The sequence below is a fragment of the Bacteroides sp. CAG:633 genome (assembly GCF_000435115.1).
Taxonomy (GTDB): Bacteria; Bacteroidota; Bacteroidia; order Bacteroidales; family Bacteroidaceae; genus Bacteroides; species Bacteroides ndongoniae.
In genome coordinates this window covers 1-10,222 of sequence record NZ_FR883037.1, presented here as the reverse complement: position 1 = coordinate 10,222, position 10,222 = coordinate 1, and the positions used below count along the sequence as shown (strand labels likewise).

Sequence of the window (10,222 nt, the reverse complement as noted above, 5' to 3'; positions counted from 1 at the left end):
CGTCGCGGCTGTCGTAGGTCAGCAGGAAGCCGATACCCGAGCTGAGCTGTTTATAGCCCTTGTCGGTTCCGCCGGCTGCCTGGTAGGTAGGCTCGTTGACGAGGCCTTTGGCTGGATCGGTCAGGTGGTCGTAATTGATGTCGATCTGCGGTCCGGCAAAGAAGTTGCTTTCACCCAGACGGAAGAGGAACCACGGGTTCACCTGTATGCCGCTGTAACGGTACTGGCTGGTGGTTTCGCTACGCACATAGTCGCGGTTGGTGGTATAGCCTAAGCCGTAGAAATTCTCCTGCGTATTCTTGTACGAGAACTTACCGAAGATGCGGAAACGGTCGCCCTTGAAGAAGAGCTGTGGCTTGGAAAAGAGGTTGATGCCGCCGTTGAACATGAAGGCAAGTGCCATGGGGACTACTGAACGTCGCTGGGTGGTGTCGCTGGGGTTCATGCGGAAAGTCAGCAATGCGCTTCCTCCCAATACGGCTCCAAAGTCGGGGGTATAGCTGGGACCGCCCAGAATGTTGTAGTGCAGATTGCGTCGCGCCACTTTTTGCTTATGCAGTTCTTTACGGGTCAGTGCGTGGCTGTCTTCGGTCTTTACAGAGTCTGTCTGCACTTCTTGTGCAGGCAAAAGGCTGGTCAGTGCCAGCAGGGCTATCAAGCTCAGGATAAATTTCTTCATATCGTACGAATGAGGGTGCAAAGAAAACTATTTTATTTGAATCAGTTTCCTTATAAATGGACAATTATTCTAAAGACAATACTAAATTTTTCAAAAAAGGTGTTATATTTGTCAGCTTGGGAGGGATTTTGATAAATGAAGAATGGAGAAAAATGAAGAATGAAGAATGAAGAATTTCTCAGACCATTCACCATTCACCATTAATCATTTATCATTAACCATTGACCATTCACCATTAATCATCGTATTTTATCAACAATAAAAACTGTTTCGATCGTTATGAAAAAACATTTGTTATCTGTATTTGTTCTCGCCACGACGGCTTTTCTTTCGGCCAGTGCGCAGGGAGGCGGTGAAGGAGGAATCAGTCCTTCTATGCTCGAACAGATTCGTCAAAGTTATCAGGGGACGCCTGCCGACAAGGCACTACGCAATGCCATCGGTAACAACGATATCCGTCGTCTGGCCCTGAACCAGGAGAATATGAAAGGTATGGACACACACTTCTCGGTTCGTGTCAAGTCCAGTGGCATTACCGACCAGAAGTCATCCGGCCGTTGCTGGCTGTTTACGGGGCTGAACGTGATGCGTGCCAAGACGATGGCACGTTTCGGCTTCCCGTCGTTCGAGTTTTCCGAAGTCTATCCTTTCTTCTGGGATCAGCTGGAGAAGTCGAACCTCTTCCTGCAAGGCGTTATCGACACTGGCAAGCTGCCCATGAGCGACCAGACAGTGGAGTGGCTCTTCAAGCATCCGCTGAGCGACGGCGGTACGTTTACGGGAGTGGCCGACATCGTGTCGAAGTACGGACTGGTGCCTGCCGAGGCCATGCCCGAGACAAACAGCAGTTCGAACACTTCGCGTATGGCATCGCTCATCAGCCTGAAGCTGAAGGAATATGGCTTGCAACTGCGTGACATGGTGGCACGTGGCGCCAAGGCCGACGAGCTGGAGCGGGAGAAGACCGCCATCCTGGGTACTGTCTACCGCATGCTGGTGCTCAACCTGGGCATGCCGCCTGCCGAGTTCGACTATGTGCGCAAGGACGCCAAGGGCAATCCGGTAGAAACGGAACACCACACGCCGATGACCTTCCTCCAGAAGTATGGCGATACCAAGCTGCTGACCGACTACGTGATGCTGATGAACGATCCTACGCGCGAATACTATAAGACTTACGAGATAGACTACGACCGCCACCGTTACGACGGACACAACTGGACGTACGTCAACCTGCCTATTGAAGACATTAAGCAGATGGCCATCGCTTCGCTGAAGGACAGTACGATGATGTACTTCTCGTGCGACGTGGGTCAGCAACTCAACTCCGAGCGCGGCCTGCTGGACGTGAACAATTACGACTATGCTTCGCTGATGGGCGTTACCTTCGGCATGGACAAGAAGCAACGCATCGCCACCTTCTCCAGCGGATCGAGCCACGCCATGACCTTGGCCGGTGTTGACCTTGACAAGGACGGCAAGCCCGTGAAGTGGTTGGTGGAGAACAGCTGGGGAGCGTCGAGCGGCTGGCAAGGACACCTCATCATGACCGACCGCTGGTTTGACGAATATATGTTCCGTCTGGTAGTCGAGACGAAGTATGTGCCCGAAAAGGTGATGAAGCTTTTCCGTCAGGAGCCGATCAAGTTGCCTGCCTGGGATCCGATGTTTGCCGAAGAGGAATAAAGTTTCTCTTTTACGTTGTCCGGTATAAATGATAGCCGGCTGCGGGATAGAAGCGGTGCGAAGAGTTGCAGTCTCTTCTGATTTGTCTGCTTATATCCTGTAGCCGGCTGTTCTTTTTTCTTGGCATGGTATCCGGGGAGTATGGGTGTTGCTTGTTCTCTCTCTTGCTGCTGGATAGGGACTTATGAATGTAAGAAGCGTAGGGCTTAGGCGCGAAATGAGGAAACAAAAGTCGTTTTTGTCGTATAAGAAGTCGTTTTTGCCGTATTCCAGTAAAAAGAAATCTGTTACATTTGAGGCTGTCAAAATAGGAGAGTTGCCATTAAAACGCAACGCTCGGGATGACGGGGTGATATAGCTCAACTTTGACTTCATCGATTTTCAATTTGCAAGCTCAAGTTGCAGTTGACGAGTAACGAGTAGCAAGTTGATGAATTGACAAGGTGTTTGTAGCGAATTGTTTCAAACGACTGTTTATCAAATAGTTGAGTTCCATCCTAGTAGACTCGTTAACTGAAGCCTTGTCAACTAATAAGTTGGGCATTTGCGAAACTTAAGTAAATGATAATATCAAACATGAACTGTATGAAGGAGATTTATGGGGTGGTATTATGCCTTTTCCTCTTGGAGTCCTGTAACGGAAAAAGCCAGAAAGACAGTCAGGCTATCAATGCCATAGACTGGGAAAGCAAGACGGAGGCGGTGACACCGCAGGCTGTGCCGTTGCCTACTTTGTGCAACATTGAGTACATGCAGGCGGGAGATTCTTTTATCCTGTTGCAGAATGATAAGATGGAGCCTTGCTTTACATTGTGGGATCTTTCGGACAGTAGGCATTATTTCTCTTTCGGGCAGATAGGAAACGGCCCTGACGATTTTCTGACTACGGCCAATCTGGTTGGCGGGCAAAGGAGCAGAGCATTCAGGATATGGAACGATAACGAAATAAGGACGTATCTATGGGACGGGAAAGACAGTTTGTCTTGTAAAAGGCAACGGATGAATAAGAAAATTTTAGCAGGAGGATATCAGCGGCTTCACGCCCTCAACGATACGTTGTATTGTGGCTACAAGTTACTTCCGCATGAGACGGGAGTTGAATTGTTGAATGTGGCTTCCGGTGAAATATACGACCGCATAGGGGTGGATGAAGGCTATTTTGAGGACAAGTCCATGCCTTACGACCTTACCTTCTGTGTCTATCAGGATAAATTGGTTGTGGGAAGAATGCGTTTCAATCAGATAGAAGTGTATCGGATTGACACCGAGCGTATGAAGATTCTTCCGCTTTTTGTAATCAATTACAAAGGAGGTTCTCCCGAAAATCCGATGAAAGACGGTGCCTGTTACATGAAACAGATCAATGCGGATGATGCCTGTTTCTATATGTTGAACCAGGATACAGGCAGGCCGGGAAAGGAAACCTATATCGATATTTATACTTGGGAAGGAAAAGCCGTGAAACGTTTGAAGTTGGATGCGCTGTATTTAGAGGGCGTATTGGCCGACGACGTTTTCTATCTGAAGAAGTTTACGGATGATGATAACTTGTACAGGCTGTCTGTTGGCGGAGGGAAGTAGTGCGTGTGTGATGTATTACGGATGGTTTGACTTTGACGACGAACGCTTATAATGATAAATTTTGCTCATTCTGCATCGTTCGGACTTTGGACCTTCACCGGCGGAAGCGAGTTGATTTGGGGTGTGGATGGGGCTTTGAATCGCCTTCAGGAATGAATACATACATCTGAAATAGTGTATAAAATCGTTCATCGGCATTACAAAATCGTTCGGAAACGTTTCAATGTTGTGCTATTTATAGGCGTAATGTGCTGGATATAAGGGCTGTCAGTTTTTGTCAGTCAGATCTGTTTGCAAAGCTCGAATCCTTTGCATACTTTTGGAAATCCTTAAGTGGAACAGGAAAAGTATACATGTGAAAACAAGATAATAATACCATTGAAAACAAATAACTATAAGAATACGATGAAAATACTTTTTTACACTTGCGTATTTTGTGGAATGCTTCCTTTCCTGTTGGGAGCGTGTTCGGAAGCCGGTAAGGAAAAAACGGTGGAAGAAGAGGGAGTGAATACCGTGCTGCCGGACAAGAAAACTGAAGTGACGGTGGTGCCTCTGAAACGGCAGACCTTCTATCATGAACTGGTGAGCAACGGCAAAATGAAAGCGGCAGAAGAAGCAGCCCTGAATTTCGAAACCGGAGGAGTGGTGGCAAAAATATATGTGAAAAACGGAACACGTGTGAAAAAGGATCAGCCACTGGCCGAACTGGACCCTTTCCTCCTGCAGAATAAGACGGCTCAGGCAACTGACGCGCTGGCAAAAGCCAAACTGGAGTTGCAGGACGTACTGATAGGGCAGGGATATGCTGTAGGCGATACGGCCAGTGTGCCCGCCGACGTCATGCGGTTGGCCAAGGTGAAAAGCGGCTACGACCAGGCTCTTTATCAATACGAAATAGCACGCTACGAGGAAGAACATGCCACGCTGCGGGCACCTTTCGACGGAGTGGTGGCCAATCTTTTTGCAAAGCCTTATAACAGGGTGTCGACTGCCGATGCCTTCTGTACGGTGATCGGTTCCAACCGGATGGAAGTAGACTTTACGGTGCTGGAAAATGAATTGCCCCTGATCAAGCAGGACGATCGGGTGACGGTGTCGCCTTATGCCAATCCCGGAGCCAAATACGAAGGACGCATCTCGGAAATCAATCCCCTGGTAGATGAAAAAGGCATGGTGAACGTGAAAGCAACGGTGGCAAGCCGCGGCGAACTGTTCAGCGGAATGAACGTGCGGGTAAAAGTACGCCGCGAACTGCCCGACCAGTTGGTGATACCGAAGAGTGCGCTGGTACTGCGCTCGGGCAAGCAGGTGGTGTTTACGCTGAAGAACGATATGGCGATATGGAACTATGTGCAGACACAGCTTGAGAACTCGGACAGCTATACGCTGGTGGGGGAAGAGATAAAAGAAGGCGACCTGGTGATAGCCACCGGCAACGTGAATCTGGCCCATGAAGCGCCCGTCACCGTAGTAGAGGAAACAAAGTAGTAACAACAGGACAAGACAGAGAGGGTTATGATAAAGTTCTTGATACAGCGGCCCATTGCCGTGCTGATGGCATTCGCGGCATGCTTCATCGTGGGGCTGGTGACTTATTCCACCTTGCCCGTGTCGTTGCTGCCCGACATCGCCATACCCGAAATTACCGTGCAGGTGTCGGTGCCCAACACGTCGGCGCGCGAACTGGAGAATACGGTGGTAAGACCCCTGCGCCAACAGTTGGTGCAAGTCTCGAAACTGAGGGACATGAGCAGCGAGACCCGGGACGGTGCCGGCATCATCCGGCTGAACTTCGACTACGGCACCAATACCGACTTGGCTTTCATCGAGGTGAATGAGAAGATAGACGCAGCCATGAACTATCTGCCGAAGGATACGGACCGGCCCAAGGTGGTGAAGGCAAGCGCGACGGACATCCCCGTTTTCTACCTGAACCTGACGTTGAAGGACGACAGCACCGGAAACATGCAGGCCGACGACCGCTTTCTGGATTTGTGCGAGTTTGCCGAAAACGTAATCAGAAGACGCATCGAACAGCTGCCCGAAGTGGCGATGGTCGACGTGACCGGACTGGTAGAGAAAGAAGTGAGCATTGTCCCCGATCCGGCCAAGCTGGCTGTGCTGGGGCTGACGATAGGCGACATCGAAAGCGCCTTGTCGCAGAACAACGTGGAGCCGGGCAGCATGAGCGTGCGCGACGGATATTACGAATACAGCATCAAGTTCTCGACCTTGCTGCGCACGGAGGAAGACGTCAGAAACATCCTGCTGCGTAAGGGCGACCGCATCGTCCGATTGGGCGACTTCTGCCAGGTAGGCATTGTGCCGGTCGATGAGCGGGGACTGTCGGTCAGCAACGGCAAGCGCGCCGTGACGCTGGCTGTCATCAAGCAGGCCGACGAGAATATGGACAAGATGAAGGATGCGGTGAACGGCGTGATGAATTATTTCCGCTGGGTCTATCCCGAAATCGACTTCAGCATCAGCCGCAACCAGACGGAACTGCTGGACTACACCATCGACAACCTGCAACAGAACCTGTCATTGGGCTTCCTGTTCATCTGCATTGTGGCGGTATTGTTCCTGGGCGACGTGCGTTCGCCGCTCATCATCGGGCTGAGTATGGTGGTGTCGCTGATAGTCTGCTTTCTGGTCTTCTACCTGTTCAACATGTCGCTCAACATCATTTCACTGTCCGGACTGATACTGGCGCAGGGTATGATGGTGGACAACAGCATCATTGTCACCGAAAACATCTCGCAGTACCGCGAGCGGGGCTTTACCCTGCACCGTGCCTGCATCGCCGGAGCCAGTGAAGTCATCACGCCCATGCTGAGTTCGTCGCTGACGACGGTGGCGGTGTTCGTCCCGCTGATATTCATGAGCGGCATCGCCGGTGCCCTGTTCTACGATCAGGCGTTTGCCGTAACGGCAGGTTTGCTTGTGTCCTATTTCACGGGCATCCTGTTGCTGCCCGTTCTCTATTCGCTGGCTTATGGGACAAAGCTGCACCGGAAGTCGTGGCTCAGTCGGGTTCGCATCCCCAATCCGCTGAAAGAGCATACCATGGATCGCTTCTACGATGCCGGAGTCGACTGGGTATTCCGGCATAAGGCAGTCAGCCTGTTGTTCTGTGCAGTCTCCATCCCCCTTTGCGTATTCATGTTCCGCTTCATCGACAAAGAGCGGATGCCGGCCGTTGACCAGAACGAATTGCTGGCGCGCGTGGAGTGGAACGAGAACATCCACGTGGATGAAAACCGCGACAGGGTGGACCGTCTGCTGGAGCATTTTGCCGGAAAGACGGTGGAACGCACTGCAGCCATCGGCCAGCAGGACTACCTGTTGGAACGCGACCGCCCCCTTTCGTCGTCGGAAGCGGAACTGTACTTCAAGACAGAGAAGCCCGAAGAAATCGCTCCGTTGCAGAAAGCGGTCTATGCCTATGTGGCCGAGCACTATCCGTATGCGGTCATTTCGTTTTCGCCTCCCGAGACGGTGTTCGAGAAACTGTTTGTCACCGGCGAGGCCGATGTCGTGGCCGAGCTGTATGCCCGGAACAAGGAACGGACTCCCGAAGCAGAAAAGTTGCGCGAGTTGGAAAAGCAGCTGGCAAAGACTACCGGTAACCCTCCTGTGGGCATCGCATTCGAAAACCAGCTGAACATCAGCATTCTGCAAGAGCGTCTGCTGCTCTACAACGTGGCTTACGACGAACTGTACCGGACCCTGAAAACAGCCTTCAAGGAGAACAGCGTGGCCATGCTCCACTCTTATCAGCAGTATTTACCCGTCAGCATCGTGGGCGAGGAGCAGACGGTCAACGAGATTCTGCAGAACACCCTGATACAGACACGCCCCGACGGACTGGGGCAGGTAGAGTACGTCCCCCTTTCGATGCTGGTGAAAGTGACGGCAGGCGAAGACCTGAAGACCATCACCGCCGGAAAGAGCGGGGAATACATTCCCTTCCGCTTCTACGACGTGGAAGATGCGCCCGAGCTGATGGCCGGGGTGGACAAGGTGACCGAGGCTTCGGACGAGTGGGACACCGTGTTCAGCGGAAGCTTCTTCTCGAACCAGAAGATGCTGGACGAGCTGGTCGTTATCCTGTTCGTTTCCATCCTGCTGATGTATTTCATCCTGGCGGCACAGTTCGAAAGTTTCCTGCAACCGCTCATTGTGCTGTTCGAGATTCCGGTCGATGTCGCCTTCTCGCTGGTGCTGCTGTGGGTATGCGGGCATACGCTGAACCTGATGTCGGCCATCGGACTGATTGTGACCTGCGGTATCATCATCAACGACTCCATCCTGAAGCTGGATGCCATCAACGAGCTGCGCAAGGGCGGGATGCCGCTGCTGGAGGCCATACACGAGGCAGGCCGCAGGCGTTTGCGTCCCATTGTGATGACTTCGCTGACCACCATATTTGCCATGGTGCCCTTGCTGTTCTCGTTCGACATGGGCTCGGAACTGCAGAAGCCGCTTTCCATCGCCATGATCGGGGCCATGCTGATAGGCACGCTGGTCAGTCTGTTTATTATCCCGCTGATATATTGGTACATATATAGAAAAAGTGAACGAAAGGTAAAGAGTGAGGCAACACCGTGCTGACTCTGTATTGAGGACATAAATTCAAACAAATAGATGAAAAAACTTATTTTTCTGATAGGATGGGGGCTCGGCATCTGCCTGCCGGCCGTGCAGACCGAAGCCCAGCAACTGGTGGTATTGGATCTGGAGAAGACCATCAGACTGGCCAACGACAGTTCGCTGGAAGCTTTCCGCACGCAGAACATGTATCTGGCAGGTTACTGGGAATACCGTACGTACAAGGCCAACCGCCTGCCCAGCCTGACGCTGAACATGACGCCCGCCCAGTATAACCGCGACATTACACGCCGGTACGACTCGGAACAGGACCTGGACATCTATCGCAGCCAGCAGTCGTTTTACGCGTATGGCAACCTGGCCATCCGGCAGAATCTGGACCTGACGGGCGGTACCTTCTACATCGACACGGAACTGGGCTTCATGCGCAGCTTCGGGGCCAACCAATATACGCAGTTTACCAGCGTGCCTATCCGGTTGGGATACTCGCAGAGCCTGGTGGGGTACAATGCCTTCCGCTGGGAACGCAAGATAGAGCCTCTGAAGTACGAGAAGGTGAAGAAAGAATACATTTACAACGCCGAACAGGTGTCCGAGCTGGCCACCACCTACTTCTTCGACCTGGCCATGGCACAGGCAGAATACGACTTGGCCAAGGACAACGTGGCTTCGACAGATACGCTGTACAGCATCGGCATGCAACGCCTGAAGATAGCGTCCATCAGCCGTGCCGACCTGCTGACCTTGAAGCTCGACGTGGTGAACGCCCGCAACACCTTGCAGAATGCGGCCAGTTCGCTGAAGCGTGCCATGTTTGCGCTGGCTTCGTTCCTCAATATGGAGAAGAACACTCAGATACGGCTGGAGTTGCCCGGCACGCCCCAGATACGGCTGGAGCTGCCCGGTACGCCGCGTTCGCTGGTTGTGCCGGTGGATGAGGCTCTGGCCGCCGCCCGCACCAACAATCCGGATTTTCTGGAACTGAAGCAGAACATCCTGGAGGCCGAACAGAATGTGGACCGCACCAAGAAGGAGTCGCGCTTCAACGCCAGCATCAATGCCAGCATCGGTTTCAACCAGGTGGCCGAACAGTTTGGCGAGGCATACCGGCGGCCTATGCAGCAGGAGATGGTGTCGGTCAGCGTCAGCATCCCGCTGGTGGACTGGGGCGTGAGGAAAGGCAAATACAACATGGCCCGCAACAACCTGAATGTGGTAAGGACTTCGGCCCGTCAGAGCGAAGCAAGCATCGAGGAAGAAGTGGTGATGACGGTCAGCGACTTCAACATACAGCAAAGCCTGGTAAGCAGTGCGGAAGAGGCACTCGACCTGGCCATACTGGCTTACGAAGAGACGCGTCAGCGGTTCATCATCGGCAAGGCAGACATCAACAGCCTTACCCTGTCGCTGAACCGTCAGCAGGAGGCGCAACGCAACTACATATCGGCCTTGAAGAATTACTGGCTGAACTACTACAAGATACGTAAACTGACGTTGCACGACTTCATGTCGGGCTTCTCGCTGTCGGAAAAGTTCGATTATGACAATTGACAGCCGTAGAACAGGCGTCCGCCTTCCGCACCGCGGGAGGTGAATGCGACTCAGGCAAAAGCCGGGGAGTTTCCGTTGGAAAGCCGAGGGGTTTTCAGGAAAAAGCCGACG

5 protein-coding genes and 1 pseudogene are annotated in these 10,222 nt (G+C 52.3%); 5 read left to right on the top strand and 1 reads right to left on the bottom strand.

Translation table 11 applies throughout. From position 1 onward, the window contains the following. Positions 1-679, bottom strand: a pseudogene (locus QVP67_RS05310) (BamA/TamA family outer membrane protein); the annotation flags it as partial. A gap of 279 nt (positions 680-958) precedes the next feature. On the opposite strand from QVP67_RS05310, the gene QVP67_RS05305 reads away from it, so the two are divergent. The 5 genes from QVP67_RS05305 to QVP67_RS05285 all read left to right on the top strand — a co-directional run bounded on the left by QVP67_RS05305 (position 959) and on the right by QVP67_RS05285 (position 10,111). Next, positions 959-2,365, top strand: a complete 1,407-nt coding sequence (locus tag QVP67_RS05305; protein WP_022162522.1) for a C1 family peptidase — start codon at positions 959-961, stop codon at positions 2,363-2,365. A gap of 585 nt (positions 2,366-2,950) precedes the next feature. Beyond that, positions 2,951-3,946, top strand: coding sequence for a hypothetical protein (locus QVP67_RS05300; protein ID WP_288179928.1), 996 nt, complete (start codon positions 2,951-2,953; stop codon positions 3,944-3,946). Positions 3,947-4,351: 405 nt separating this feature from the next. After that, positions 4,352-5,437: an efflux RND transporter periplasmic adaptor subunit gene (locus QVP67_RS05295; protein ID WP_022162520.1), complete on the top strand. Its 1,086-nt coding sequence runs from the start codon at positions 4,352-4,354 to the stop codon at positions 5,435-5,437. Between the two features lie 27 nt (positions 5,438-5,464). After that, on the top strand, positions 5,465-8,563 hold the full coding sequence (locus QVP67_RS05290) for an efflux RND transporter permease subunit (protein WP_022162519.1): 3,099 nt from the start codon (positions 5,465-5,467) through the stop codon (positions 8,561-8,563). A 33-nt stretch (positions 8,564-8,596) separates the two neighbouring features. Continuing rightward, positions 8,597-10,111, top strand: coding sequence for a TolC family protein (locus QVP67_RS05285; RefSeq protein ID WP_022162518.1), 1,515 nt, complete (start codon positions 8,597-8,599; stop codon positions 10,109-10,111). Positions 10,112-10,222: the final 111 nt, after the last annotated feature.